Here is a 24,811-nt window from a genome sequence, read left to right on the forward strand (position 1 = left end):
GCCTGCGCAACCGGTTCATGGTAAAGGCTCCGCTCCATCGGTCATGACCATGGAGTGCGCGGAGGCGGCGGCGCGTGAAACGGGAAGTCGAACTGAAGCTGGAACTGGCGCCTGACGCGGCGGACGCGTTCGGACTGTTGGCTTTTCTTCCGGCGGACAGCGACGTGGCGCATTTGCACGCGATCTATTTCGACACAGCCGATCGGGATCTGGCGGGGCGTGGGATGAGCCTTCGCATCCGGCGGGCGGACGGTGCACGGGTCCAGACGGTCAAGGATGACGGGAAAGGCGGGGCGGGGTTGTTCGCCCGAGCGGAGTGGGAAATGCCGGTCGCGGACGACGTGCCCGTTCTGGATGCGCGCACGCCGGTCGCCGCGCTGCTGGGGGAGGCAGTGCATGCCATCGAACCGGCCTTTCATGTCGATGTCGAACGGCGCAGATGGATCGTCGAGCAGGATGGGGCTGTCATCGAACTGGTGCTCGACCGGGGGCAGGCCAGCGCGGGGGACCGGCAGGCGGCGATTTGTGAGGTCGAGCTGGAATTGAAATCGGGCGCGCCGGATGCCCTCTTCCTCCTGGCGCGGCGGATCGATGCCGAAATTCCGGTGCGGCCCGGCGTGCTGACCAAGGCCGAAAGAGGATATCGGCTGCGCGATGCGGTCGCCGCCTCCGTCAAGGCGGAGCCGGTGGCGCTGGACCCATCGATGACGGCGGAGGAGGCATTTTCACGGATCGCCGGAAGCTGTCTGCGCCATTATCGGCTGAACGAGGCGCTGCTGCTCGATCATTATGACGCCAGGGCGCTGCATCAGGCGCGGGTGGCGGTCCGGCGTCTGCGGTCGGCCCTTTGGCTGTTCAGGCCGATGCTGGAGGAGGCGGACGTTGCGCGCTTTCAGGGCGAGTTGAAATGGTTGGCGGCCATGCTGGGCGAGGCGCGCAATCTGGATGTCCTGGCGGATCGGGCGGAGGAGGGCGATCTGCGCGACCGGCTGGATGCCGCGCGGACAGAAGCGCATGGCCGGGTCAGGCAATGGCTTGAATCGGCGCGGGTGCGGACGTTGCTGATCGATCTGGTCGAATGGCTGACATTGGGGATGGGACAGGCTGAGGGCGAGCGCGCTGAGCCGGCCGTGGACTTCGCCGCGCGCCGGTTGCAGCGGCTGCACAAGCGGATCGCGAAGCAGGGCGCGCATCTTGCGAAGCTGACCGACGAGGCGCGTCATGAAGTGCGCAAGGATGCGAAGAAGCTGCGATATGCCTCCGAATTTTTCGCCGGGCTATTCGCGGGTAGGAGACAGCGGCGGCGGCAGGCGAAGTTCATCGCTGCGTTGGAGGAGGTGCAGACAGGTCTGGGCGAACTGAACGATCTGGTCGCAGCGCCGGGGCTGTTGGCGCATTATGGGCTGAACGGCGAGCACGGGATGCAGGCCCGGCCGAAGAAGAAGCGCAAGCTGATTGCCGAGGCGGCCGACGCTCATGAGCAATTGGTGGAGGCTCCGCGTTTCTGGCGCTGAATTCAGGTCCAGCGCCGTTCGCGATACCATTTGGTGATGACATGCTTGACGCCGCTGCGGACCTTCATGCCGTGATGAATGCTGGCGGAATTATATTCGCCCGGACCTAGCCGGTTGTTCCAGGCGAGCAGCTTGCCGGTTTCGGGCTGCACCGTCTTGCCGATCTTGACGAAGCGGGTTGCGCCGCCTGCCGCCGGTTCATTGAGATAGACCATCAGCGTCCAGGTGCGGTTGCCCGCGACCGTGCAAAAGCGTTCGAAATCGGAGCCTTTTGGTTCGAAATAGTCGGTATGCGCCTTGAATTCCTGGCCCACGGCATAGCGCTGGCCCTGGATCGGTTCGCCATGCGCGGGATCGATGCCTGCAAAGGCCGCCAGTTTCGCGTCGATCGTCGCGACGAACGGATCGGCGGCGTCCAGGTCGCATGTCTCGCTGGTGCGGAAATATCCGTCGCCATTGGCGTCCGCGATAGTGGAAGGGCGCCTGTGAGCGTCGATCCGTTCGATCAGCTTCGCGCATTCCTCCGCCGAGAGGAAATTGCGCTGAATGAACAGGGTGAGATCGCGGTTGGGGACGCGCTGGACGCGGGGATGGGCGGCGATCCAGGCCGGATCGGCGTCCGGGGCGGATGGAGGGGGGCTGTTGGCCATCATGGGTCCAGGATGCGGAAACTGCGCCCGTTGCTATCGCTGGCCGCGCGAAATGCAAGCACCGTCGTTTCCGGCGTTGCGATTGTCATTAAAGCGTCACAATAGTGTCATCCGGCAGTAAAACCAATTTTCTAGCAGGCGCAGATATCAAGGGGGATGAACGACGCGCATGCGTGTGGCTTTTGGCGACAATATCCGGACTATGAGCGGGCGGCTGCGGCCCATCGACTGGTTGTCGCTGGTCGAGAAGCTGCTGCTGGGTTTTCTGGCGTTGCAATGTGCGGCGCTGGTCTGGGCGGTGCTGACGCCCGCCGGCAGCTTCGGCCCGTGGGAAGGGCGTCAGGCGCGCTTCCTGTCCGTCGCGGAGCGGCAGGCGCTGTTTTCTGGCTTCGACCCTTTTTATCGCGGCGGCCCGCAGCAGGCCGGCGGGGGCGTCGTGACCTCTCTGGCGCTGACGGTTTACGGCATTCGGTTGAACGAAGGGTCCGGGCTGGGTTCGGCCATCGTCGCCGGGCCGGACGGGGTGCAGAACAGCTTTGCCGTGGGCGAGGAGATCATGCCCGGAGTGGTGCTGAAGGCCGTGGCCTTCGATCATATCACCATCGATCGCGGCGGGGCGGAGGAGCAGGTGTTCCTCGACCAGTCGCAGCCCGCGCCGACCGCCATACCGGACGGTGGAGCGCCCGCGGGCTCGCTGCCCTCGGCGGTGGTGGGGATGGACAATCCGACCGCCGACATATTGAAGCGCGACGTCGGCTACACCCCCCGGATGCAGAATGGGCGCGTCACCGGCCTTATCCTGACCGCCAAGGGGCCGGGTTTCCAGCAGGCCGGTTTCCAGCCCGGCGACATCGTCACCCAGGTCGACGGCCAGCCGGTCGGATCGGTGAGCGATCTTCAGGCGTTGCAAGGCAAGATCATGCCGGGCGCGCGTATTTCCCTGACGGTGGAGCGCGGCGCTGCCACGTCTTCGGTCAATCTGACACTGCAAGGCCAATGACCAGAAAATTGCTTCTTTCCGCCGCCATGGCCCTCGCTCTGGCGGCTCCCATCGCATCGCCGGTCATGGCGCAGCAGACGCTGAACGTGCGCGATGCCGATATCCGGGCCTTCATCCAGGACGCGGCGCGGGTGACGGGGCGGACCTTCATCATCGACAATCGCGTGGCGGGGAAGGTGTCGGTCGTGACTGATCGGCCCCTGTCGCGGTCCGAATATTTCGAGATTTTCCTGTCGACCTTGCGCGCCAATGGGCTGGTGGCGGTTCCGGCGCCGGGCGGAGCCTATCGGATTCAGTCGGCGGATGGCGCGGCGGGACAGCCTAGCGCCGTCGGGCGGGCGGCCAATCGAAACCAGTTCGTGACGGAGGTGTTCCGGTTACGCTCCATCGATGCGGCGAGCGCGCTGGAAACGCTGCGGCCGCTGGTCAGCAAGGACGGATCGGTGACCGCGAACCGGGCCGGAAACAGCGTGGTCGTGGCGGATTATGCCGACAATATTGGACGTATCCGGCAGGTGATTGCGCGGATCGACCGGGATACGGCCTCGACCACCACGGTCGTGCTGAAAAATGCCGGGGCGCGGGAAATTGCGACCTCTTTGCAGGCTCTGGTGATGACGGGTGGAGAGGGGGCGGCGAAGCCCGCGACCATCGTGCCGATCGATAGCAGCAATGCCGTCGCGATCCGGGGCGACGCCGGGACGGTAGCGCGGCTGGCGCAGATGGCGCGGGAGCTTGACCGGCAGGCGGCAAGCGGGACCGAGATCCGGGTTTATTGGCTGGAACATGCCGATGCCGAAAAGCTTTTGCCGGTGTTGCAGCAGCTTGTCGGGCAATCGACCAGTTCGGCGGTGATGTCTTCAACGCCGGCGGCGGGAGGGGCGCCTTCGGCAGTGCCCGCTGCCGCTTCGTCGGTGGTGGCGAGTGCAGGTGGGGCTGGCGGGAGCGGAATTTCAACCCGTGGCCCAGCGATCGTGACGCGCTATGAGGGCGCCAATGCGATCATCGTCGCCGCCAATAGCGACGTGCAGCGGATGCTGGGCGAGACGATCCGCCAGATCGACACGCGGCGCGAGCAAGTGCTGGTGGAGGCGATCATCGTCGAGATCAGTGATGCCGCCGCCAAGAAGCTGGGCGTGCAATTCCTGATCGGCAGCACCAAGACGGGCTTTGCTGCGACCAATTATTCCAATGCCTCGCCCAATATCCTGACGCTGGCGGGAGCGATTGCGGCCGACAGGCTGGGCGAGACGACGACGACCGTCGTGGCGCCGGACGGTACCCGGACGGAGACGAGGACGCGGGAAAATGGCGACCTTGCCAATACGCTGCAACAGGCGGCGGTCGACAGCCTGATGAATGCGACGGGCGGCTTTGGCGGGGTAGCGACCTCGCTGGGCAGGAACGGGATTTTCGGGGCGATCATCAATGCGGTGAAATCCGATACCGACAGCAATATCCTGTCCACGCCTTCGGTGATGACGCTGGATAACCAGAAGGCGTCCATCCTGGTCGGCCAGCAGGTGCCGGTCACGACGGGCGAGGCGCTTTCCCAGAATTTCGACAACCAGTTCCGCACCGTCCAGCGGCAGGATGTCGGCATCAAGCTGGAGGTGAAGCCCCAGATCAACACCGGCGGCGCGATCAAGCTGTTTCTGAAGCAGGAAGTGTCGAGCGTCGCCGGGCCGGTTTCCAACGGCAACAGCGACCTCATCATCAACAAGCGCGAGATCGAGACGACCGTGACGGTCGATGATGGCGAGATATTGGCGCTGGGCGGCCTGCTGGACGACAATGAGCGCAAGACGATCGAGCGGATTCCGCTGCTGAGCGACATTCCCGGCATTGGCGAGCTGTTCAAGTCGCGCAGCAAGAGCCGGACGAAGACGAACCTCATGGTCTTCATCCGGCCTACCATATTGCGCTCCAAGGAAGACGCGCAAAAGCTGACGCAGCAGCGCTACGGCTATATTCGCGGCATGCAGTTGCAGCGCAATCCGGATCAGGAGCCGAGCATCGATGAGCTGGTGCGCGACTATATGGGCGCGACGCCGCCCGCCGCCACGCCGCAACCGGGCGATGCGGTGGTGCAGCCGCCGGCCGAAATCATCGAGCCGACCGCCCGCCAATCGAGCGGCGTCGTGCGTCCGCTCGAACGCCCTGCAGGCGGAGAGAAACGGTGATTGAAGCAGCCGGACAAGAGCCTGATCCCATTCCCCCGCATATGGCGCCGCGTGCGGTCGACATACCCTATGTCTTTGCGCGCAAGCATGGCGTCGTCATGCTGCCGCTGGAGGGAGAACGGCTGACCATCGCGGTACGCGAGGGCAGCGATCCGCGCGTGCTGCTGGAAGTGCGGCGGCATCTGGCGCGCAGCTTCGATGTCCGTTTCGTAGATGCGCCGCAATTCGACCGGCATCTGTCGGATCATTATGCGATGGAGGGCAGCGCCGCCGCCATGGCGGGTTCGCTCGATGTGGGAGCGGATGAACTGGACATTCTCGCCGCCGATATTCCGACCGCCGACGATCTGCTCGACAGCGCCGACGATGCGCCCGCGATTCGCCTGATCAACGGTATCATTGCCGAGGCGGCGCGGCAGGGCGTGTCGGATATTCATATCGAGCCCTATGAGACGGGCCTGATCGTGCGGATGCGCGTCGATGGAGTGTTGCGTGAGACGCTGCGCATGCCGCCGCATGTCGCGCCGGTCGTCGTCAGCCGCATCAAGGTCATGGCGCGGCTCGATATTGCCGAGCGGCGCGTGCCGCAGGATGGGCGGATCGGGCTGACCCTGGGCGGCAAACTGCTCGACGTGCGCGTGTCGACATTGCCGAGCCGGGCGGGAGAGCGGGTGGTGTTGCGCATTCTCGACAAGGAGAATGCGGGCATGAACCTTGACCTGCTGGGCATGACGGGCGCTCCGGACCGGATTTTCCGGGAAGGTTTGCAGGAGCCCAATGGCATCATTCTCGTCACCGGGCCTACGGGGTCGGGCAAGACGACGACGCTTTATGCAGGGCTGCGGCAGCTCAATGACGGGACGCGCAATATCCTGACCGTCGAGGATCCGGTCGAATATGCGATCGAGGGCGTCGGGCAGACACAGGTGAATGCCAAGGTCGGGCTGACCTTCGCGGCAGGGTTGCGGGCGATTTTGCGGCAGGATCCCGATGTGGTGATGGTGGGCGAAATCCGCGATCGCGAGACGGCGGAGATCGCCGTGCAGGCTTCGCTGACGGGACATCTGGTGCTTTCGACCGTGCATACCAACGATGCCGTGGGCGCGATCACCCGGATGCGCGACATGCGGGTGGAACCGTTTCTGCTGGCCTCGACCCTGCGCGCGGTCATTGCGCAGCGGCTGGTGCGGCGGCTCTGTCAGCATTGCCGGGAGCCGGTGCAGGCGGACAAGTCGGCCAGCGCTTTGCTGGGCTTCGATCCCGGCACGATCATCTACCGGGCGCGTGGGTGTGAGGAGTGCAATGGCTCCGGGTACAAAGGCCGGATCGGCGTGTTCGAGGCGATCCGGGTGGATGATACCATCCGGCGGCTGATCAATGACGGCGGCGATGAATCGCTGATCGCGCGCCATGCTTTCCTGAATGCGCCCAATCTGGGATCGGCGGCGCGGGCTTTGGTGCGCGACGGGCAGACCACGGCGGAGGAGGCCATCCGTGTGTCGCGGCGCGATGCGGCGGAGGCGGAAACCATCGCTGATGGCTGAGTTCGATTATATTGCGATCGACCCCGCGGGGAAGGAGCGCTTGGGGCGGGTCAAGGCCGACACGATGGATGATGCCCGTGCCCGGCTGGATGCGCGCAAGCTGTTCATCGTCCGGATTGAGCCGGGAGCAGTCGAGCGGGCGCGCAAGCGGACGGGGTTGTCGCTGCGATCGCCGCGCCTGTCGGCCAAGGAACTGACGCTCTTCACGAGGCAGCTTTCGACGCTGATCCAGGTCAGCCCGCTGGAGGAAGCGCTGCGCACCATCGGGCGGCAGAGCGAGCAGGCGCATGTGCGCGCCATCGTCGCCAAGGTGCATTCGGGCGTGCTGGAAGGGCGACGGCTGGCGGATGCGCTGGGCGCGGAACCAAAAAGCTTTCCGCCGCTCTATCGCGCGATGGTTTCGGCGGGTGAAAGTTCAGGCAGCCTGCCGACGATCATGGAGCGGTTGTCGGATTTGATGGAACGGCAGGCGGTGATCCGGTCCAAGGTGCTGACCGCCATTGCCTATCCCAGCGTGCTGGCGGCCTTTGCGGTATGCGTGGTCGCGGCGCTGATGATCTTCGTCGTGCCCAAGGTGGTTGAGCAGTTCGATACGGTCGGGCAGCAATTGCCGTTGCTGACGCGGATGGTGATGGGGATTTCGGCCTTTCTTGCCGGTTACTGGTGGCTGTTGCTGATCCTGACCGGGTTGGCGGGTTTGGGCTTCTGGCGGGCGTTGAAGGTCGAGAATTTTCGCTATCGCTTTGATTCCATGCTGCTGCGTCTGCCGCTGTTGGGGCGGCTGATCCGGGATCTTCACGCGGCGCGGATGGCGCGGACGCTCTCGACCATGGTCGCCAGTCGCTTGCCGCTGATGGAGGGGCTGTCGCTGACCACCCAGACCGTCCACAACAGGGTGCTGCGTCAGGCTTCGGAGGAGATTGTCGAGGCCATTCGCGGCGGTGGCAGCCTGTCAGCGGCTTTGCGGCGAGGGGGGGTGTTTCCGCCGCTGCTGGTCTATCTGGCGGCGAGCGGGGAGAGCGCGGGGCGGCTGGATACCATGCTGGAGCGGGCGGCGGATTATCTGGAGCGGGAATTCGACAGCTTCACCTCCACCGCGCTCGCCCTGCTGGAGCCGGTCATCATCATTTTGATGGGCGGAATCGTCGCCGTCATCATCCTGTCCATCCTGCTGCCCATCCTGCAATTGCAGAGCCTTACCGGGGCCTGAAGGAGTGTTTATGCGTAAATTCCTCTCTCTCCGTCATTCCCGCCTTCGCGGGGATGACGAAAATGATGGAGAAAGTGGCTTCACCCTTGTCGAACTGATGGTCGTCATCGTCATCATCGGCCTGTTGGCGACGATCGTGGCGATCAACGTCATCCCGGCGACCGATACGGCGCGGGTCGAGAAGGCCAAGGCCGACATCGCCACCATCGAGCAGGCGCTGGAGCAATATCGGCTGGATAATCTGACCTATCCGGCGGGGACCGATGGCTTGCCGGCGTTGATCAGCCCGCCCGCTTCACTCGCCCAGCCGCAGCGTTACCGGCGCGGAGGCTATATCAAGAAGCTGCCGAACGATCCCTGGGGCCGCCCCTATATTTATGCGGTGCCGGGGCGGAAGGGCGCGTTCGACATCAGTTCGCTGGGCGCGGATGGCCAGCCAGGCGGCGAGAATGAGAATGCCGACATCTATTCCAGCGAGCTTTGATCGCTCGCCGTCAGGATTGAAGTCCTTGAGGCGATCCGCCGAACACGGCTTCGGGCCTTTGAGACGTTCCGCCGAACACGGCTTCGAGTCTTTGAGACGCTTCGCCGAACACGGCTTCACGTTGATCGAGCTGATGGTCGTACTGACGATCATCGGCTTCATTTCGGCTGCGGTCGTGCTCGCCATGCCCGATCCGCGTGGCCGGGTGATCGAGGATGCCGACCGCTTCGCCGCGCGTGTTGCCGCCGCGCGCGACGAAGCGGTCGTCACTGCGCGCCCTATGGGGGTGTGGGTTTCGGCTTCGGGTTATGGTTTCCAGCGCCGCGATGGCGCGCAATGGGTGCCGCTGGAGGACAAACCCTTCGTCACCGCCAACTGGAAAGCGGGAACGCGGGCTCTGGTCGGCAAGGATGGGCGACAACAGATCGGTTTTGACGGCACGGGCCTGCCGACCGATCCGATGACGGTGACGTTGGCGCGTGATGGCGAGCGGGTATCGGTGACGGTCGATATGGCCGGGAAGGTGGCTGTCGGTGGGTAAGCGCGCCAACGGCTTTACGCTTCTGGAGATGCTCGTCGCGCTGGCGGTGTTCAGCCTTGCCGCGCTGGCGCTGGTGCGCTTGCAGGGGGTGACGCTCCACACGGCGGCGGACCTCGACAGCAAGGCCATGGGGCAGATCGTTGCCCGCAATCTGATGGTCGAGTTGCAGACCGATCCCGCGCCGCCTTCGCTCGGCAGCGAGGAGGGCGAGGTCGACAATGGCGGGCGGCGCTGGCACTGGACGCGTGAGGTCAAGGTGACCGATGACAAGCGGCTGTTGCAGGTTAATCTGGCGGTAGATGGGCAGGCGGGATCCTCGCCGGTCGTGCTGAGTTTTGTGCGGGTGGTGCAGTGATGCGCACATTCGCTCATGATGGGGCTGGCTTTACGCTGATCGAACTGCTGGTTGCGCTCATGATCTTCGCCATGTTGGCGGCGGCGGGCGTGCTGCTGCTCGGCAACAGCGTGTCGGCGCAGGCGCAGATCAAGCTGCGACTGGACGATATGGCGGCGGTGCAGCGGGCGGGCGGCGCTCTGGCCGCCGATCTGGGGCAGGCGGTGCCACGCATCAGCCGCACCGAGGCGGGGACGCTCGCGCCAGCCTTCTGGTCGCATCGGGAGGGCGAGAGCGTCCCCCTGCTTCAATTCGTGCGCGGTGGCTGGGACAATCTGGGCGATCTGCCGCGCCCTTCCTTGCAGAAGGTCGAATATTGGGTGCGGCAAGGGCGGCTGGAGCGGCGGACCTATGCGCAGGTCGATGGCGCGGCGGGAGATGAACCGGCGGCGCTGCTGGATCATGTCGAAAATGTCGCGCTGCGCTTTCGCGATGCCAAGGGCGATTGGCGAGACGATTGGGCGCCGACCCAGCCCGACCTGATGCCGCGCGCCGTGGAGATGATGGTGACGCGGACGGGCGAGCCGCCGGTGACTTTGCGCTTTCTGGTCGGGCCGGGTCCGGTGGAGAAGCTGGAAGGGGAGGCCGTCGGTGGCTGATCCCCGGAAAGCGAGCGAGCGCGGCGTGGCGTTGCTGACGGTGCTGCTGCTGGTGGCGGTGATGGCGGTGGTCGCAGCGACCGCGCTGGAGCGGCTGGCGCTGGCGACGCGGATGACGGGCAATGGCGGCGCGGTCGATCAGGCGCGCGCCTTTGCCGATGCCGGAGCGGAGATTGCGCGCCTGCGGATCGGTGATCTGGTGGCGGCCAATCCGGGCAAGACGACGCTGGCCGGGAACTGGATGGGGACGCCTCAGGCGATCGCCGTGCCGGGTGGGATGGCGACGGCGCGGGTGACGGACGGCGGCAATTGCTTCAACCTCAACAGCGTGGTCGCTGGCGAGAATGAGGCCGATCTGAAGGTCCGGCCCGTGGGGGTGTCGCAGTTCCAGGCGCTTTTGCAGGCGCTGGGCGTGGATGCGCGGCAGGCGCAGGTGGCGGCGGCTTCGCTGGCCGACTGGATCGATACCGACAGCGTGCCCCAGCCGGGCGGGGCGGAGGATGAGACCTATGCGCGGGCGGCGCGGCCCTATCGCACGGCGAACCGCTTCATGGTCGATCCCAGCGAGTTACGGGCGGTGAACGGGGTGACGCCAGCGATCTACGATCTGGCGCGGCCCTGGGTGTGCGCGCTGCCGACGGCGGATTTGTCGCCTATCAATATCAACACCTTGCTGCCCAATCAGGCGCCGCTCTTCGCCATGCTGATGCAGGGACAGCTCAGCGTCCCGCAGGCGCGGCAATTGCTGGCGCAGAGGCCTGCGGAGGGATACGGCAGTACGGTGGCGTTCTGGGCCGTGCCCGCGCTGGCAGGGTTGAGCCCGCTGGAAGAAGTGGCGAACCAGGTCAAATTGACGACGGGATTTTTCGGAGTGGAAGTGTCGGTGGATGTTGGGGGGACGCAGGTGGTCGAACGGGCGCTGATCGATGCGCGGCAAAGTCCGGCTACGCTGATACGCCGCAATTGGGGGGCCGGCGCGTGAACCAGGCCGAAGGATTGATCGTGACGCTGGCCGGGGAGCCGGGGGGCGCGCCGCTGTGGATGCGGGTAGCGAACGGCGCCGTGGTGCAGACAGGCGAGGGAGCGAACTGGCTGGCGGCCTGCGGGCTGGCGGCGCTGCCGGACGACATGACGGTGATGCTGGTGCCGCCGGCCGCGTTGGTGACGCTGCATGAAGGGCATTATCCCGATCTGCCTGTGCGGCAGGGACGGGCGGCGGCGCGGCTGGCGGCATTGGCGAAGGGGATCGTGCCCTCCGATCAGCTTTTCGCGGCCGCCAATGAGAATGACGATCCGGCAAGGCCGCATCTGGTCGCCGTAGCGGCGCGGGCCGATATGCAGCATTGGCTGCTCTGGGCGCAGCATCATGGGCTGGACCCCGATATCATCGTCCCTGCGCCGCTGCTGCTGCCGGAGTCGCAGCATGGCTTCCTGCGCGGGATCATTGGCGGCGCGCCGGTGCTGCGCGGTATGGATATGGCACTGGCCGGCGATCTGGCGCTGCCGGAGCTGATCGGTGATGCGGTGGTGCGGGATGTGCCGCATGAGCAGATCGATGCGCGGGCGATTGCTGCGCTGCACGCGCCGCCGCTGGACCTGAGGCAGGGTGATTTCGCGAAAAGGGTGCGCCGGTCGTTCGACAAGCGGACGCTGGCACGGATCGTGCTGTGGAGCGGGTTGATCCTTCTGGTAAGCCTGTTGATCGCGCTGGTTGGCCTGACGAAGCAGCATTTCGCGGCGAGCGGGCTGGATGCGGAAAGCCTGGCGCTGGCGCGGCAGGTGGTGCCCGGCGCGACCGAACTGATTCAGGCGGAGGCCGAGATGGACCGCCAGCTCGCCGCTCGCGGCGCGGGAGGCTATGCCTTCACCGCGCCGGTCGCGGCGGTGCTGAACGCGATGCAGGATGTGCCGGGGGTGTCGCTCACTGCTCTGTCCCGTGATCCGGACGGCATGGTCCGGGCGACGCTAGCGGCGGCGAAGATGGATGACATCAACAGCGTGTTGCTGGCTTTGCAGGCGGCGGGCTTCACGATCACGGCGACGCCGTCGCAAGACCCCGGCGGGCGAATGCTGGCTGACATTACGGTGCGATCATGATGGAACGTCTGAAAGTGCTCTGGGGCGAGCGATCCCCGCGCGAGCAGTGGATGCTGGGCGTGATGTTCGGGTTGCTGGCGGTGGTGATCCTGTGGCTGGGGGTGTTTCTTCCGCTCGATGCGGCGCAGCGTTCGGCCCGTGATGCGCTGCGCGAGGCGACTGATCGCAACGCGGTGATCCGGGCCAGGGTGAAGCTGTTGAAATCCTTGCCGCGTGCAGCCGGAATCGCGGATACGGGCGTGCCGCTGGATCAGTTCATCGGGCAGAGCGCGGGCGAGGCCGGGCTGACGCTGGAACGCGCGCAGGCGCAGGGGGCGGATCGGCTGGACATGGCGATCGCTTCGGTGCGCCCGGTGGCGCTGTTTTCCTGGCTGGCAGCGCTGGAGGCGCAGGGCGTGAGGGTCGAAACGATGAGCGCGCGGCCATCACCGACGGCGGGCAGCGTGTCGGTGCAGGCGGTGCTGGTGCGGGGCGGCGGGCAATGATGGGTTTGTCGCTCTCGCGCCGGATACGCATGGCTTTAATCCTGCTCTTTGCCCTGGGCTTCATCCTTTTCCTGCCGATGCGGATTGCGCTTGGCATGGCCGGGCTGGAGCGATTGGGCGTCGCTGCGCGGGAAGTGCAGGGTACGGTGTGGAGCGGCGGGATCGACCGGCTGATGTTGGGGACGACTTCGCTGGGTTCGGTTCATGCCGGCTTGTCGCCTGTTTCCTTGCTGGTTGGACGGGCCCGGTTCGATATCTGGCGGCGCAACGGCGCGGCTGATGATGTGGCGGGCGCACTGACGGTCGGCTTGGGGCGGATCGGCATCGATGACATGACGGGCGCGGTGCCGCTGGGACGGACATTCGCGCCGCTGCCGGTGAACAGCTTCGTCATGGAAGATGTGTCGGCCTGGTTTTCCGGCGATCGTTGCGGCCATGCGGAGGGGCGGGTGCGAGCGCAGATGGCGGGGCAATTTCCGGGGCTTAATCTGTCGCAGGGTCTTTCGGGCGTGGTGAGTTGCGATGGCGATGCGCTCCTGCTGCCATTGGTGAGCCAGTCGGGGTTGGAGAAGGTCAATCTGCGCATCTGGCGCTCCGGCCGCTATGTGGCGGAAATGCGGGTGGAGACGGCGGACACGACCTTGGGAGACGCTCTGGCCAAGGCAGGTTTTGTCGAAGGCGGCGGCGTGCGCGTGCTGAAGGTCGAAGGGACGCTGTGATCCAGGCCTTTCCCGCCCTGCTGGGCGGCATTGCGGGAGCCATTGCCGGGAGCTTCCTGGCCACGCTCATCCTGCGCTGGCCGCGGGGCCGCGGGATCACGCATGGCCGGTCGGCCTGCGACGAGTGCGGGCGGGTCTTGGGTGTGATCGACCTTGTTCCCATGGTGAGCGCGCTCGTGCAGCGGGGGCGCTGCCGGACCTGCGGCGCGCCGATCGATCCGCTGCATGGGCGGGTGGAGGCGGGGTGCGCGATCATCGGTGCGCTTGCCCTGGGCTTTTCGCCTGAGCTTGGCGGGATGGGATGGGCGTTGCTCGGCTGGCTGTTGCTGACGCTGGCGGTGCTGGACAAGCGGCATTTCTGGCTGCCCGATGCGCTGACCTTGCCGCTGGCGTTTCTGGGCTTCACCATCGGGCTTTGGACCACCGGGGCGACGATGGGGGATAGGGCGATTGGCGCTATGGTCGGTTATCTGGCGCTGTTGCTCGTCGCGCTTGGCTATCGGCGGTTGCGGGGGCGTGAAGGGCTGGGGTTGGGAGACGCCAAGCTGCTGGGCGCGCTGGGCGCCTGGTTCGGTTGGCAGGCCTTGCCTTTCATTCTGTTGCTGGCGGCAAGTCTGGGGCTGCTGGCGGTCCTGGCGGCAATGGCGGTGGGCCGGACGGTCGATGGCGCAACGCGGGTACCTCTAGGGACTTTTCTGGCCGCAGCGGCCATTCCGGGCTGGTGGCTTTCGGTGCTGGCCACCGGGGCAGGAGCCTGACCCGCGCAGAGAATTTTCATGATGCGGTGAAACCCCGTTGACCCATAAGCCTGCTCTGCTTATAGCGCCGCCTCACCGCAGGGCGCCGCCCGGCGGGATGCCCATGGGGCGGAGTAGCTCAGCTGGTTAGAGCAGCGGAATCATAATCCGCGTGTCGGGGGTTCAAGTCCCTCCTCCGCTACCATTCCTTTCCCCACCTCGAACGATGTTTTTTTGGCAGATTTCCGCCGGTTTGAGGTGGTGAAGCAGTCACGAATCGCACAAGCAGGCCGCTTGCCGACTTGGACAAATTTGGTCAGTCTGAACCAGATTTGGACGCCTGTTGTGTCATTATTTGTGTTATCGTTTTATCGCCTCGCATTGCCGAGGTTACGATGGCTTTGTGTCATCGTCAGTGGCACCGGCCGAAAAGTCTGGCAATTTCGCCGCCGGGTCGCGAAGTCTGGCGTGGTTATCACCCTGAAGCTCGGAGCGTTTCCGGCCCACTCGATTGCTGCGGCGCGGCAATGGGCTTCAGGCCTGAACGACGCGATTGAGCGTGGAGACGACCCTCGTGTCGGTATCCGAAGCGAAAAGGCGAAGGGGATCACCGTCAACGACGCTCACACCCTATATATTGCGACCATGAAGGAGGGTGAGCGTAAGATCCTTGCTGTGACGCTTCAAAGACTTCTACATGAAAGTCAAAGATGCAGATTTATCCTGTTTTTTCGTAACGTAGGACTCGAGAACTTCACCCTCGTGATCTACGGCGCGCCAAAGATAGACCATCTCTCCGTTCAGCTTGACGTACATTTCGTCGAGGTTCCAACGCCAATACCGGAAACCACGCATGCGACCGATACGCCGTCGCCGGATGTCCGCTGCGAACATCGGTTCGAACCTGTTCCACCACAGTCGCGCCGTCTCGTGGCAGATATCGTAGCCGCGCTCGAATATCAGGTCTTCGACGTTCCGCAGTGACAGCGGATATCGCACGTAAAGCATCACGACCATGCGGATGATGTCGGGTGATGAGTGGAAGTATCGAAACGGATTATCGGCTTCGCTCATGCCGACCGGCCAGCACGTCGTCCCTCACCAGCCATCCCTTTGACACTGCCCTTTTCAGAGACCGCGCTTTCGCGGAGCGGCATGCTGTATCCGCTGCTGCTGCCTGAGATTTCGGGTTCGAGCCTCCGCTCGTCCATTAGCGGATAACCTGGCAATCCCCGAACGCGACCTGGGGTCGCGGGCGAGGCGCTCGGTTAGCTGCAGCCGGTGAGCGTTTTTGCACGCGGTACTTCAGGCAATTAGTGTTAAAAATCCTCTTGACGGACCAAGCACGCACTTCATTCGCTCCCGTCTCCCTGTACTTAATCGTCGGCGTCGACCTCGGTGGACGGCTGGTTGCGGTGCTCTTCCTGCGGGACCTGGGCCGCATGAACCCGCCACGCGTCCGTTGGCGAGCCGCAAAGATACTGGAAGCTGGGAATGGCGACGGAAGGCATGGTCCTCGGGCTGATCACGGACGAGTCGGTCGCGATGATGAGCCGATGCATCGGATTCCCCAATCCGACCCTGCGTCCCGGGTGGCTGAACAAGCCTCATAACATCTATGCTTCCTACGGCGCATTCCGGCGATTCGCAATCCACGGCGGAAGCGACAATCCGTTCTTCATCGACGAGGATTACCCAAAGGGGACGCGCTGGGGCGAGAGCATCGCGCCACTCGGCTTTGAAGGCACGATGGGCCTCAAGCGGCCCAAGAAGATGGAGCCGGATTTCGAGCGCGAGGTGCGGGGCGCCTTGCGCGGCGTTCGGCTTTTCCATTCCGGCGGTGAGAACTTCGCGGCGCGCGAGCTTCGCGCCGGGGCCGTGCTCACCGTGGACAGCGGACAGAGTTTGTGAATTGTAAGCATTGCTAGTGACCGGAACTGGGCGACAGCACTACGGGAATCATTCTGCCATGCCCGTGCGGCTGCGGTTAGAAATCACGAAGCGCGAGTTGCACGACAGGTCTTGATCAGTGAAGGAAGTGTCTAAATGCCCCCTACCGACATGCTGCTTCGCAATAAATTGAGCGGCAGCGAGCCGATGATCGACATTCTGGCTGACTTCGCCTTCGATCTTTCGCTCGACGCCGTCCCTCAGACTGTGGCGCACCAGGCCCCGCTTTCCATCCTCGACACTGTGGGCTGCATCGTTTCCGGCTCTCGCAACGAAGACGCCGCACGCCTCGCTGATGTTGAGATCAGATCAGGTAGGGCGGGGGCCGCTCGGGTGGTCGGACGGCGCGAGCGCCTGACTGCCGAGGCCGCTTGCCGGATCAACGCATTCTCGGGCGATATTTTCGAGCTTAATGACCTTACTGGCGGCCATTCCGGCATCGCCGTAGTGCCTGCCGCGTTAGCGCTTGCGCAAGAGGAGGAGGTAAGTGGCCGGATTCTGCTAGAGGCCGTGATCAGTGGAGTCGAGTGCATCGCCCGATTGAGCAAGGCTATTGAGGGCCGGACCGATGCCTTCCGATCTGGGACCGTCGGGCTGGGTGTGATGTACACGCTCGGTGCGGCGGCTGCGTCTGCCAAAATCCTTGGGTTGGATCGCGAGGAGACGCGGCAGGCGCTGCGTATCGGCGCCGCAATGGGTCCTTGGTGTCCGACTGAGATACATTTCCGAGAGGGAGGGACGGTAAAGCCCCTCTTTTTCGGTTCAATGCCAGGTAGCACCGGTATCACCGCTGCGCGGTATGCACAGGCGGGCATGACAGGGCCAGCCGGAATACTGGACAGCGATATGGGTTTTCTCACGACTATCGCACCGAGCTGGGATCCGACAGCCGTGCGGGGGGACTTGGGCTGGTTCTTGGCCAACCCGAGGCGCAAGCTCCATGCCTGCTGTGGGCGGATCCATTCGGCGATAGACATTGCCATCGAGATGCGGTTCGCCGGAGCGCCGTTTCATCAGGCCCGGCGCGTGCAAGTCTCAGTCGGCCCACAAAGTTTCCCGCTGATCTCGAAGGGGGGGCGGCTGCCCTCTTCGCCGAACGAAGCTCGTTTCAACTTGGAGTATTGCGTCGCGCTTGCGATGCTTGGCGCTGATTTGATCACGCCCGAGGACAGCGAGAAGGTTGCGGCGCATCTCACCCGGAAGACGCTGAGGGAACTGATAGCCAAGATTGAAGTCGTTAGCGATCCCGATCGGGCCGGCTTTTACGACGCCCGGATCGCCATGATGGACCACGACGGGCGAGAGTATGTCGTCGAGGCTTCCGCGGCAAGAGGATCCTGCGAGAACCCGCTTTCCGATGATGATGTGATAGCTAAGTTCCGGCATCTCACTGTGCCACTATTGAGCGCGGAAGTGATCGATCGCTATATCCAACGAATGGGCCGGCTTTCCGATGCGGAGGAGGTGTCTTGGGTGATAGAAGAGGTTGCCGAGGTGTGAACCGGCAATAACTGAGGCTCGTGCTGCGGGACTATCGAGCCTATTCGTGCGCGCCCGACCAGCCCTCGCCAGAAACGCATTACTCGCCGCAGGGTGCTACAGGTAATCCTGAATCAACGTTCGAACTAAGAGAAGCGCCATGGAGAGTCGATTTATGGAAGATGCAGCACTTGATGTCCTGCCGGCGGAGGGCCTCGATGTCAGCGATCCGGCGATCTTCGCTCAGAACCTGCAGGGACCGATCTTCGAGCGCCTCCGGCGTGAGGATCCGGTGCATTATTGCTCTAAGAGTCCCTACGGACCCTACTGGTCGGTGACACGATACAAGGACATTGTTGAGGTTGACAGTAACCACGGTGTCTTCTCCTCTGCGGGAGCCACGTCTCTGGACGAAGTCCGGGCGAAGGGCGTGGGCGACGATGCCACGCCGATCGGCGGTTTCCTGAACATGGATCCGCCTGGTCACGATACGCAGCGAAAGATCGTCACGCCGGCATTGGCGCCGAGCAATCTCGTCAAGTTCCAGGATCTCATCCGCGCAAGGGCGCGAGGCGTGCTCGGCACATTGCCTATCGGCGAGGAGTTCGACTGGGCGAAGACTGTCTCGGTGGAGCTGACGATGTTGATGCTCGCCACGCTTCTCGGCTTCCCGTCGGAGGGACGGCTGCGGCTCAAGCGCTGGTCCGACATCATCGCTGGTGTGCCTGGCGACGGGGTGGTTGATTCCTGGGAGCAACGCGATCAGGAACTGAAAGAGATGGCGCGGACGTTCCTGATGCTCCGGGACGAGCGGAGGGCGCAGGAGCCTGCCTCCGACCTGATCTCCATCATGGCGCACTCGCCCGAAGGGCAGGCGCTGAGCGACATGGAGTTCGCATCCAACGTTTCCCTCCTGATCGTGGGCGGCAACGACACGACGCGCAACAGCATGTCGGCGACGGTGATGTCGTTCCACGACAATCCGGAAGAATGGGCGAAGCTCAAGGCTAATCCGGCCATGATCGATAGCGCCGTCTCAGAGATCATCCGCTGCCATACGCCCATCATGGCGCAGGGTCGGCGCGCCACGCAGGACTACGAACTCGGCGGCAAGACGATCCGCAAAGGTGACAAGGTCATGATGTGGTACATCTCGGGCAACCGGAAGGGATCGGGAAAAAGGTAATCTCGCCAACATGTTCCGATCGTGCGCTTTGTCGTGAGCGGCAGGATTTTTGGTGTCGCTTTGATTTGCCGCGCTGCCGTGTCGAGGGATTTAGGGATACGGGGCCGAAATTCACGATGGAAACGCGTCCGCTCTGACGGACTCAGCGAACCCGGTCCGATATGGAGCGTGCGGGAACCCATCGGCGGCGGCGAGATGATCCTGCCTTATCGCAGCAAATCGCTGAAATACTCGTCAACCGATTTGCCCCGGTCGTATTTGCTGATTTGCTTCAGCTCGATGATCAGGCGGACCTCATCGGATTCCAGCACATAGTCGGCATTCTTCAACCCTTTTGCGATTTGCGCGATATCCGTGACGCGGCGCCCGCCGCTGAAAGCAATGAAGTCATCGAAAACGGCCTCATAGGCATCGATCCTTCGTATCGAGGGATCGATTTCGAGAAGGCAGCGTAACGCGTTCACCATCCAAGCAGGTTATTGATCACATTGTTCTCGGGCAATTCTTTCCTGATTGGTGTCGGCTCTCTGGAGCAGAGCTGATTGCGGGATCATAATCCGCGTGTCGGGGGTTCAAGTTCCTCCTCCGCTACCATTTTCTTCTCATAAATCAGCCGCTTGCGACTTATTCGTTGCCTTGGCATCTGTTTGCGCTGCGAAAAATATGTGTAAGCCCCGTTAACCCGCTATTTTTTGGGCTTGCAATCCCTCGCGTGCGTTGCACTAATGTTGCAATGCACAACCAGCCTTGGGCTGAGGGAGGATCGACACTTTGCCCTTCCACGAAATGTTTGAGCCGGATGGTTCGATACGCCCCTGCTATGCGGAAGTGCAGAATTGGGTGGAGCGGACCGGCATTGCCGGGCTCAATCGTCGGATGGATGAGGCGGAGGCGATCTTCCGGCGCATCGGCATCACCTTCGCGGTCTATGGCGAGGGAGGCGATCCGGAACGGCTGATCCCCTTCGACCTGTTGCCGCGCATTTTCACCGGGCAGGAATGGCGCGTTCTGGACAAGGGCATCCGCCAGCGGGCGCGGGCGCTGAACGCCTTTCTGCATGACGTCTATCATCGCGGGGAGATTGTGAAGGCGGGGATCATGCCCGCCGACATCATCTACCAGAACAGCGCCTATCTGGCGGAAATGGCCGATTTCACCCCGCCGGGGAAGGTCTACAGCCATATCGTCGGCATCGATATCGTCCGCACCGGGCCGACAAGGTTCGAGGTGCTGGAGGATAATTGCCGTACCCCCTCCGGCGTGTCCTATATGCTGGAAAATCGCGAGATCATGACGCGCATGTTCCCCGAGCTGTTCGCGCAGGGAATTGTCGCGCCGGTCGACGATTATCCGGCGGAATTGCTCAAAAGCCTGAAGGAAGTCGCGCCGCCCGCTTGCAAGGGCGATCCGGTGGTGGTCGTGCTGACGCCGGGGTCGCTCAACAGCGCTTATTATGAGCATAGCTTCCTGGCCGACCTGATGGGCGTGGAACTGGTCGAGCCAGCCGATCTGTTTGTCGACAATGACCGGGTGTGGATGAAGACCACGCTTGGGCCGAAGGCGGTGGACGTCATCTACCGGCGCATCGATGACGAATATATCGATCCGCTGGTGTTTCGGCCAGACAGCCTGCTGGGCGTGCCGGGCATTTTCAACGTCTATCGCAATGGCGGGGTGACGCTGGCTTCCGCGCCGGGATCGGGGATAGCGGACGACAAGGCCGTGTACATTTATGTGCCGGAGATGATCCGCTTCTATCTGGGCGAGCAGCCGATCCTGGACAATATCCAGACCTGGCAATGCGGCAAGCCCGATGAATGCGCCTATGTGCTGGAAAATCTGCACGATCTGGTGGCCAAGGAGGTTCATGGGTCGGGCGGTTACGGCATGCTGATCGGGCCGAAATCGACCAAGGATGAGATCGCTGCCTATGCCGATCGGATCAGGGCCAATCCCGCCGAGTTCATTGCCCAGCCGACATTGGACCTGTCGACCGTGCCGACGCTGGGACCGGCGGCGGTGGTCGGGCGGCATGCGGATTTCCGGCCCTATTGCCTGGTAGGCAAGCAGATCAGGCTGGTGCCGGGAGGCCTCACCCGCGTGGCGCTGACCGAGGGGTCGCTGGTGGTGAACTCCAGCCAGGGTGGCGGGGTCAAGGATACGTGGGTTTTGCAGGATTGATGATGGTGGAGTTGAACCTTTTCTTTCCCCGTCATCCCAGCGAAAGCTGGGATCTCGTGAGGCTATGCCGTGTCTTGTCGCCTGCGATCCCAGCTTTCGCTGGGATGACGGGAAAAGGGGGAGGAGTGGTGCCCCCATGCTGAGCCGGACCGCTGAAAATCTCTTCTGGATGGCCCGCTATATGGAACGGGCCGAGGCTACGGCGCGCCTGCTGACCATGGGCCAGCGCATGGCGATCCTGCCGGGCGCGCATCATCGCGACGAGTGGCGATCGGTGGTGCGGGCGACGGGGGCGCTCAATCATTTCCCCGAAGGCGCGCAGGTGACGGAGAGCGACGCCATCGCCTTCCTGATGCTCGACCTCGACAATCCCTCCTCCATCCGGTCCTGTTTGCTCAAGGCGCGGGCCAATGCCAAGTCGGCGCGCACCATGCTGACGCAGGACATGTGGGAGGCGCTGAACGAAGGCTGGCGCAAGCTCGACAGCTATGATGTGGCGGAGGCGCGGCAGCAGCTTCCGGCGCTGATCGACTGGGTGAAGACGCGGGTGATGACCTTTCGCGGTGCGGCCCATTCGGGGCAGTTGCGCAATGAAGGGCATGATTTCCTGCGCACGGGGTCGGCGCTGGAGCGGGCGCAGATGACGCTCCGCCTCCTGGACGTCAAATATTATGTGCTGCTGCCTGAGACGGAGGTGGTGGGCGGCAATCGCGATCATTATCAGTGGACGTCGGTGCTCTATGCGCTGTCGGGCGCGCGGGCCTTTCACCATATTTATGGCGGCACCTATACACCCTGGCAGATCACGGATTTCCTGGTGCTGAACCGGCTGTTCCCGCGCAGTATCGCTTATTGCTACGACCAGCTTGCCTATCGGCTGAACCGGCTGGCGGGATGGCATGATGCGCGCGCCGCCTGCCATGATACCGTGCGGGAGATGGTGGCGGATCTGGAGAAACTCGACAGCGGCGAGATTTTCAGGGCCGGCCTGCATGAGACGGTGCAGAACGGCCTGATGAGCACCAACCGGCTGGGTGTGGAGATCGCCCAGGCCTATCATTTCGGCTGAGGGGAGGACGCGGTGAAACTGCTCGTCCGTCATCAGACGACCTACCGCTATGAGGCTGCGGCGGGGCGGGTGGCGATGCGGCTGAAGCTGATGCCGGTCGATACGCCCGCGCAGAAGGTGCTGGACTGGCAGGTCAGCGTCAATGGCGAGCCGCTGACCAGCTTTCGTCCCAACAGCTATGGCGAGATGGAGGCGATTTGGGTTCGGCACGACCGGATGGACAATGCCGTGATCGTCGCGGAAGGGCTGGTCGAGACGCGGGAAAGCCACGGCGTGCTGGGCTGGCTGGGTGGCCGGGTGAATCCGGGCTATTTCCTGCGGGAGACGCGACTGACCAAGGCATCCGAGGGGATCAGGGCGATGGCCCTGGCCTTGCCTGATGACGATGGGCCGCTGGCACGGCTCCATGCGTTGTCGGCGGCGGTGAGCGATGCCGTGGCCTATCGCGCGGGCGTGACGACAGCCAGCACCACGGCGGCGGAGGCATTCGCGTTGGGGGCGGGGGTTTGTCAGGACCATGCGCAGGTCTTCATCGCCGGGGCACGGGTCTTGGGGATTCCTGCGCGTTACGTATCTGGTTATCTGCTGGCCGATGATGGCGATGTGCTGCACGAAACCCATGGCTGGGCGGAGGCGTTGGTGCCGGAACTGGGTTGGGTGGGGTTCGATCCGTCCAACCGGGTCTGCGTGACGGAGCGCTATCTGCGGATCGCCTGCGGGCTGGACGCTGATGAGGCTGCCCCGATTCGGGGCTCCGTGACGGTGGCGGGCGATATCTGGATTGACGCGGACGTCCGGATCGCGCAGGCGGAGGAAGGGGTGGAAGAGCGGCAACTGCAACGGCAGCAACAACAAAGCACGCAAACCACCGCGCAGGATTGAACAAATACGGGAGCCCGGTGGGCGATGACCTATTGTGTGGCGGTGCGTGTCGACCAGGGGCTGGTCATGCTGTCCGATACCCGTACCAATGCGGGGATGGATAATATCGCCCGCTTCCGCAAGAGCTTCACCTACAGCGTGCCGGGCGAGCGGGCGATCACCATGATGTGTTCGGGCAATCTGTCGATCACCCAGGGGGTGAAGGCGATGCTGGGCCGCGCGATCAAGGATGCAGCGCTCGATCCGGAGGTGGAGACGATCCTGAACTGTCCCACCATGCACCGCGTCGCGCAGATCGTGGGAGAGGCGATGTGCACCATGCAGGGCCGCTATCGCAGCACGATCGAGATGCAGGGGGCGGCGGCGGATGCCTCCATCCTGATTGCGGGGCAGCGCAAGGGCGGGAAGCCGCGGCTTTACCTCATCTATTCGGCGGGCAATTTCATCGAGGCGACCGAGGATACGCCTTTCTTCCAAATCGGTGAGCATAAATATGGCAAGCCGATCCTGGACCGCATCATCAAGCGCGAAACCAGTCTGGAGGATGCGACCAAGGCGGTGCTGGTGTCGATGGACTCGACGCTGCGGTCGAACCTGTCGGTGGGGATGCCTCTGGACCTGACGGTGATCGAGCACGACAGGTTCGACTTCCGTGTGCGGACGCGGATCGAGGCCGATAATGAGGAGTTCCAGCTCCTCTCGCATAGCTGGTCGGCGGCGCTGCGGAAGGGGTTCGAGGATTTGCCCAACGTCATCGACTAGATTGGCTGCGACGGTCTGATCGTTCAGCTTCTCACCCTTCAAGCAAATCCATGACTTGCGTGCGTGCCCGCGCAGCCTATCTCATCCCGACACACGAATCGCAGCCGGAAAGACGTTCATGACCGCAACCCATTCGACTCGCATGCTGATCCTTGGTTCCGGCCCAGCGGGCCTGTCCGCCGCCATTTACGGCGCGCGCGCGGGTCTGGCGCCGATCGTGGTGCAGGGCATGCAGCCGGGCGGGCAACTCACCATCACCACCGATGTCGAAAATTATCCGGGCTTCCGCGACGTCATCCAGGGGCCGTGGCTGATGGAGCAGATGCAGGCGCAGGCCGAGCATGTTGGCGCGCAGATGATGTACGACCAGATTGTGGACGTGGACCTTTCCGAGCGGCCTTTCCGGCTGAAGGGAGACAGCGGCACGCTTTATTATGCCGACAGCTTGGTGATCGCGACCGGAGCGCAGGCCAAGTGGCTGGGCGCCGAGGGCGAGCAGCTTTTGCAGGGCAAGGGCGTTTCGGCCTGCGCAACCTGCGACGGCTTCTTCTATCGCGGCAAGAAGGTGGTGGTGATCGGCGGCGGCAATACCGCTGTCGAGGAGGCGCTTTATCTCACCAACCACAGTCATGACGTCACGCTGATCCATCGCCGCGATTCGCTGCGGGCGGAGAAGATTTTGCAGCAGCGCCTGTTCGCACATCCGAACATCAAGGTGCTGTGGAACCAGGCGATAGAGCGCTTTGTCGGCGGCGGCAGTCCGGAAGGGCTGGTGGGGGTCGACCTGATCGACACGGTGACCGGCCATAAATCGCATATCGAGACGGATGGCGCTTTCGTCGCCATCGGCCATCAGCCCGCGACGGAACTGTTCGTCGACAAGCTGCCGATGGACGAGGGTTATTTGCTGGTCGAGAAGGGCACCACAAAGACCGCCATTCCTGGCGTGTTCGCGGCGGGCGACGTCAGCGACAAGGTCTACCGACAGGCGGTGACGGCGGCCGGCATGGGCTGCATGGCGGCGCTGGACGTGGAGAAGTTCCTGGCCGAAGCGGACTTCGAGGCGGTCGCTGCGGAGTAAGGCGGGTTTTCTTCCAGCCGTAAATGGCTATCCCAAGATGTCCCCTCCCGCAGGAGGAGGGGGC

25 protein-coding genes, 1 tRNA gene and 1 pseudogene are annotated in these 24,811 nt (G+C 63.6%); 25 read left to right on the forward strand and 2 right to left on the reverse strand.

The window, feature by feature from the left end; all coding sequences use genetic code 11:
• Positions 1-74: 74 nt before the first annotated feature.
• The gene (locus tag HHL26_RS13700) at positions 75-1,514 is read left to right on the forward strand and encodes a CHAD domain-containing protein (RefSeq protein WP_066555841.1); all 1,440 of its coding nucleotides are present in this window, start codon (positions 75-77) and stop codon (positions 1,512-1,514) included.
• A 2-nt stretch (positions 1,515-1,516) separates the two neighbouring features.
• Here the strand turns inward: HHL26_RS13700 and HHL26_RS13705 are convergent, their stop codons facing one another.
• A complete protein-coding gene (locus HHL26_RS13705; RefSeq protein WP_169576144.1) occupies positions 1,517-2,164 on the reverse strand; it encodes a 2OG-Fe(II) oxygenase in 648 nt (215 codons plus the stop codon).
• A gap of 169 nt (positions 2,165-2,333) precedes the next feature.
• Between HHL26_RS13705 and HHL26_RS13710 the strand changes: the two genes are divergently transcribed.
• The 15 genes and pseudogenes from HHL26_RS13710 to HHL26_RS24250 form a co-directional block, all read left to right on the forward strand.
• Complete coding sequence (locus HHL26_RS13710) at positions 2,334-3,164, forward strand: type II secretion system protein N (RefSeq protein WP_066555842.1); 831 nt, start codon at positions 2,334-2,336, stop codon at positions 3,162-3,164.
• Positions 3,161-5,347, forward strand: a complete 2,187-nt coding sequence (gspD, locus tag HHL26_RS13715; protein WP_066555844.1) for a type II secretion system secretin GspD — start codon at positions 3,161-3,163, stop codon at positions 5,345-5,347. Before HHL26_RS13710 ends, gspD begins: the two co-directional genes overlap by 4 nt.
• Entirely contained in the window at positions 5,344-6,891 is a 1,548-nt protein-coding gene (gspE, locus tag HHL26_RS13720; RefSeq protein ID WP_269465591.1) for a type II secretion system ATPase GspE, read from the forward strand. The genes gspD and gspE overlap by 4 nt, the downstream gene beginning before the upstream one ends.
• Positions 6,884-8,101 carry a type II secretion system inner membrane protein GspF gene (gspF, locus tag HHL26_RS13725; RefSeq protein ID WP_066555848.1) on the forward strand — a complete coding sequence of 406 codons (1,218 nt, stop codon included), beginning with the start codon at positions 6,884-6,886 and terminating at the stop codon, positions 8,099-8,101. The genes gspE and gspF overlap by 8 nt, the downstream gene beginning before the upstream one ends.
• A 10-nt stretch (positions 8,102-8,111) precedes the next feature.
• Entirely contained in the window at positions 8,112-8,585 is a 474-nt protein-coding gene (gene gspG, locus HHL26_RS13730; protein WP_066555850.1) for a type II secretion system major pseudopilin GspG, read from the forward strand.
• 91 nt (positions 8,586-8,676) lie between these two features.
• Positions 8,677-9,126: a GspH/FimT family pseudopilin gene (locus HHL26_RS13735; RefSeq protein ID WP_335339801.1), complete on the forward strand. Its 450-nt coding sequence runs from the start codon at positions 8,677-8,679 to the stop codon at positions 9,124-9,126.
• On the forward strand, positions 9,119-9,481 hold the full coding sequence (gene gspI / locus HHL26_RS13740; protein WP_082748478.1) for a type II secretion system minor pseudopilin GspI: 363 nt from the start codon (positions 9,119-9,121) through the stop codon (positions 9,479-9,481). The genes HHL26_RS13735 and gspI overlap by 8 nt, the downstream gene beginning before the upstream one ends.
• Entirely contained in the window at positions 9,481-10,119 is a 639-nt protein-coding gene (gene gspJ / locus HHL26_RS13745; RefSeq protein ID WP_066555852.1) for a type II secretion system minor pseudopilin GspJ, read from the forward strand. Before gspI ends, gspJ begins: the two co-directional genes overlap by 1 nt.
• Positions 10,112-11,101: a type II secretion system minor pseudopilin GspK gene (gspK, locus tag HHL26_RS13750; RefSeq protein ID WP_066555854.1), complete on the forward strand. Its 990-nt coding sequence runs from the start codon at positions 10,112-10,114 to the stop codon at positions 11,099-11,101. The genes gspJ and gspK overlap by 8 nt, the downstream gene beginning before the upstream one ends.
• Entirely contained in the window at positions 11,098-12,216 is a 1,119-nt protein-coding gene (gene gspL, locus HHL26_RS13755) for a type II secretion system protein GspL (RefSeq protein WP_066561536.1), read from the forward strand. Before gspK ends, gspL begins: the two co-directional genes overlap by 4 nt.
• Complete coding sequence (locus tag HHL26_RS13760) at positions 12,213-12,701, forward strand: type II secretion system protein M (protein WP_066555856.1); 489 nt, start codon at positions 12,213-12,215, stop codon at positions 12,699-12,701. The genes gspL and HHL26_RS13760 overlap by 4 nt, the downstream gene beginning before the upstream one ends.
• Positions 12,698-13,420, forward strand: a complete 723-nt coding sequence (gspN, locus tag HHL26_RS13765) for a type II secretion system protein N (RefSeq protein ID WP_087574148.1) — start codon at positions 12,698-12,700, stop codon at positions 13,418-13,420. The genes HHL26_RS13760 and gspN overlap by 4 nt, the downstream gene beginning before the upstream one ends.
• Positions 13,417-14,178, forward strand: a complete 762-nt coding sequence (locus HHL26_RS13770) for an A24 family peptidase (RefSeq protein WP_066555860.1) — start codon at positions 13,417-13,419, stop codon at positions 14,176-14,178. The genes gspN and HHL26_RS13770 overlap by 4 nt, the downstream gene beginning before the upstream one ends.
• A gap of 107 nt (positions 14,179-14,285) precedes the next feature.
• A tRNA-Met gene (locus HHL26_RS13775) sits at positions 14,286-14,362 on the forward strand.
• A gap of 152 nt (positions 14,363-14,514) precedes the next feature.
• A pseudogene (locus HHL26_RS24250) lies at positions 14,515-14,724 on the forward strand (Arm DNA-binding domain-containing protein); the annotation flags it as partial.
• 126 nt (positions 14,725-14,850) lie between these two features.
• Here HHL26_RS24250 and HHL26_RS24595 read toward each other — a convergent pair.
• Positions 14,851-15,231 (reverse strand): DDE-type integrase/transposase/recombinase, encoded by a 381-nt coding sequence (locus HHL26_RS24595; protein ID WP_346765584.1) that lies wholly within the window; start codon positions 15,229-15,231, stop codon positions 14,851-14,853.
• Positions 15,232-15,651: 420 nt separating this feature from the next.
• Here HHL26_RS24595 and HHL26_RS13785 point away from each other — a divergent pair, with 420 nt between their 5' ends.
• The 9 genes from HHL26_RS13785 to trxB all read left to right on the forward strand — a co-directional run bounded on the left by HHL26_RS13785 (position 15,652) and on the right by trxB (position 24,747).
• The gene (locus HHL26_RS13785) at positions 15,652-16,068 is read left to right on the forward strand and encodes a MaoC family dehydratase N-terminal domain-containing protein (protein WP_169576136.1); all 417 of its coding nucleotides are present in this window, start codon (positions 15,652-15,654) and stop codon (positions 16,066-16,068) included.
• A gap of 135 nt (positions 16,069-16,203) precedes the next feature.
• A complete protein-coding gene (locus tag HHL26_RS13790; protein WP_169576137.1) occupies positions 16,204-17,607 on the forward strand; it encodes an MmgE/PrpD family protein in 1,404 nt (467 codons plus the stop codon).
• Between the two features lie 154 nt (positions 17,608-17,761).
• The gene (locus tag HHL26_RS13795; protein ID WP_169576138.1) at positions 17,762-18,772 is read left to right on the forward strand and encodes a cytochrome P450; all 1,011 of its coding nucleotides are present in this window, start codon (positions 17,762-17,764) and stop codon (positions 18,770-18,772) included.
• 161 nt (positions 18,773-18,933) lie between these two features.
• A complete protein-coding gene (locus HHL26_RS13800; protein ID WP_169576139.1) occupies positions 18,934-19,227 on the forward strand; it encodes a hypothetical protein in 294 nt (97 codons plus the stop codon).
• A gap of 316 nt (positions 19,228-19,543) precedes the next feature.
• Complete coding sequence (locus HHL26_RS13805; protein ID WP_066555861.1) at positions 19,544-20,953, forward strand: circularly permuted type 2 ATP-grasp protein; 1,410 nt, start codon at positions 19,544-19,546, stop codon at positions 20,951-20,953.
• Positions 20,954-21,089: 136 nt separating this feature from the next.
• Positions 21,090-22,022 carry an alpha-E domain-containing protein gene (locus HHL26_RS13810; RefSeq protein ID WP_066555864.1) on the forward strand — a complete coding sequence of 311 codons (933 nt, stop codon included), beginning with the start codon at positions 21,090-21,092 and terminating at the stop codon, positions 22,020-22,022.
• A 12-nt stretch (positions 22,023-22,034) separates the two neighbouring features.
• Complete coding sequence (locus HHL26_RS13815) at positions 22,035-22,904, forward strand: transglutaminase family protein (protein WP_066555866.1); 870 nt, start codon at positions 22,035-22,037, stop codon at positions 22,902-22,904.
• 24 nt (positions 22,905-22,928) lie between these two features.
• Complete coding sequence (locus HHL26_RS13820; RefSeq protein ID WP_066555868.1) at positions 22,929-23,666, forward strand: peptidase; 738 nt, start codon at positions 22,929-22,931, stop codon at positions 23,664-23,666.
• A 118-nt stretch (positions 23,667-23,784) separates the two neighbouring features.
• Positions 23,785-24,747, forward strand: coding sequence for a thioredoxin-disulfide reductase (gene trxB / locus HHL26_RS13825; RefSeq protein ID WP_066555873.1), 963 nt, complete (start codon positions 23,785-23,787; stop codon positions 24,745-24,747).
• Positions 24,748-24,811: the final 64 nt, after the last annotated feature.

The sequence above is a fragment of the Sphingobium sp. TB-6 genome (genome assembly GCF_012927365.1).
Taxonomy (GTDB): Bacteria; Pseudomonadota; Alphaproteobacteria; order Sphingomonadales; family Sphingomonadaceae; genus Sphingobium.

Coding starts and splice junctions, on each gene's coding strand:
- HHL26_RS13705 (WP_169576144.1), bottom strand. CDS start 2,164: ATGGCCAACAGCCCCCCTCCATCCGCCCCGGACGCCGATCCGGCCTGG.
- HHL26_RS13710 (WP_066555842.1), top strand. CDS start 2,334: ATGCGTGTGGCTTTTGGCGACAATATCCGGACTATGAGCGGGCGGCTG.
- gspD (WP_066555844.1), top strand. CDS start 3,161: ATGACCAGAAAATTGCTTCTTTCCGCCGCCATGGCCCTCGCTCTGGCG.
- gspF (WP_066555848.1), top strand. CDS start 6,884: ATGGCTGAGTTCGATTATATTGCGATCGACCCCGCGGGGAAGGAGCGC.
- gspG (WP_066555850.1), top strand. CDS start 8,112: ATGCGTAAATTCCTCTCTCTCCGTCATTCCCGCCTTCGCGGGGATGAC.
- gspJ (WP_066555852.1), top strand. CDS start 9,481: ATGCGCACATTCGCTCATGATGGGGCTGGCTTTACGCTGATCGAACTG.
- HHL26_RS13760 (WP_066555856.1), top strand. CDS start 12,213: ATGATGGAACGTCTGAAAGTGCTCTGGGGCGAGCGATCCCCGCGCGAG.
- gspN (WP_087574148.1), top strand. CDS start 12,698: ATGATGGGTTTGTCGCTCTCGCGCCGGATACGCATGGCTTTAATCCTG.
- HHL26_RS24595 (WP_346765584.1), bottom strand. CDS start 15,231: ATGAGCGAAGCCGATAATCCGTTTCGATACTTCCACTCATCACCCGAC.
- HHL26_RS13785 (WP_169576136.1), top strand. CDS start 15,652: ATGGCGACGGAAGGCATGGTCCTCGGGCTGATCACGGACGAGTCGGTC.
- HHL26_RS13790 (WP_169576137.1), top strand. CDS start 16,204: ATGCCCCCTACCGACATGCTGCTTCGCAATAAATTGAGCGGCAGCGAG.
- HHL26_RS13795 (WP_169576138.1), top strand. CDS start 17,762: ATGGAAGATGCAGCACTTGATGTCCTGCCGGCGGAGGGCCTCGATGTC.
- HHL26_RS13800 (WP_169576139.1), top strand. CDS start 18,934: ATGGAGCGTGCGGGAACCCATCGGCGGCGGCGAGATGATCCTGCCTTA.
- HHL26_RS13810 (WP_066555864.1), top strand. CDS start 21,090: ATGCTGAGCCGGACCGCTGAAAATCTCTTCTGGATGGCCCGCTATATG.
- HHL26_RS13820 (WP_066555868.1), top strand. CDS start 22,929: ATGACCTATTGTGTGGCGGTGCGTGTCGACCAGGGGCTGGTCATGCTG.
- trxB (WP_066555873.1), top strand. CDS start 23,785: ATGACCGCAACCCATTCGACTCGCATGCTGATCCTTGGTTCCGGCCCA.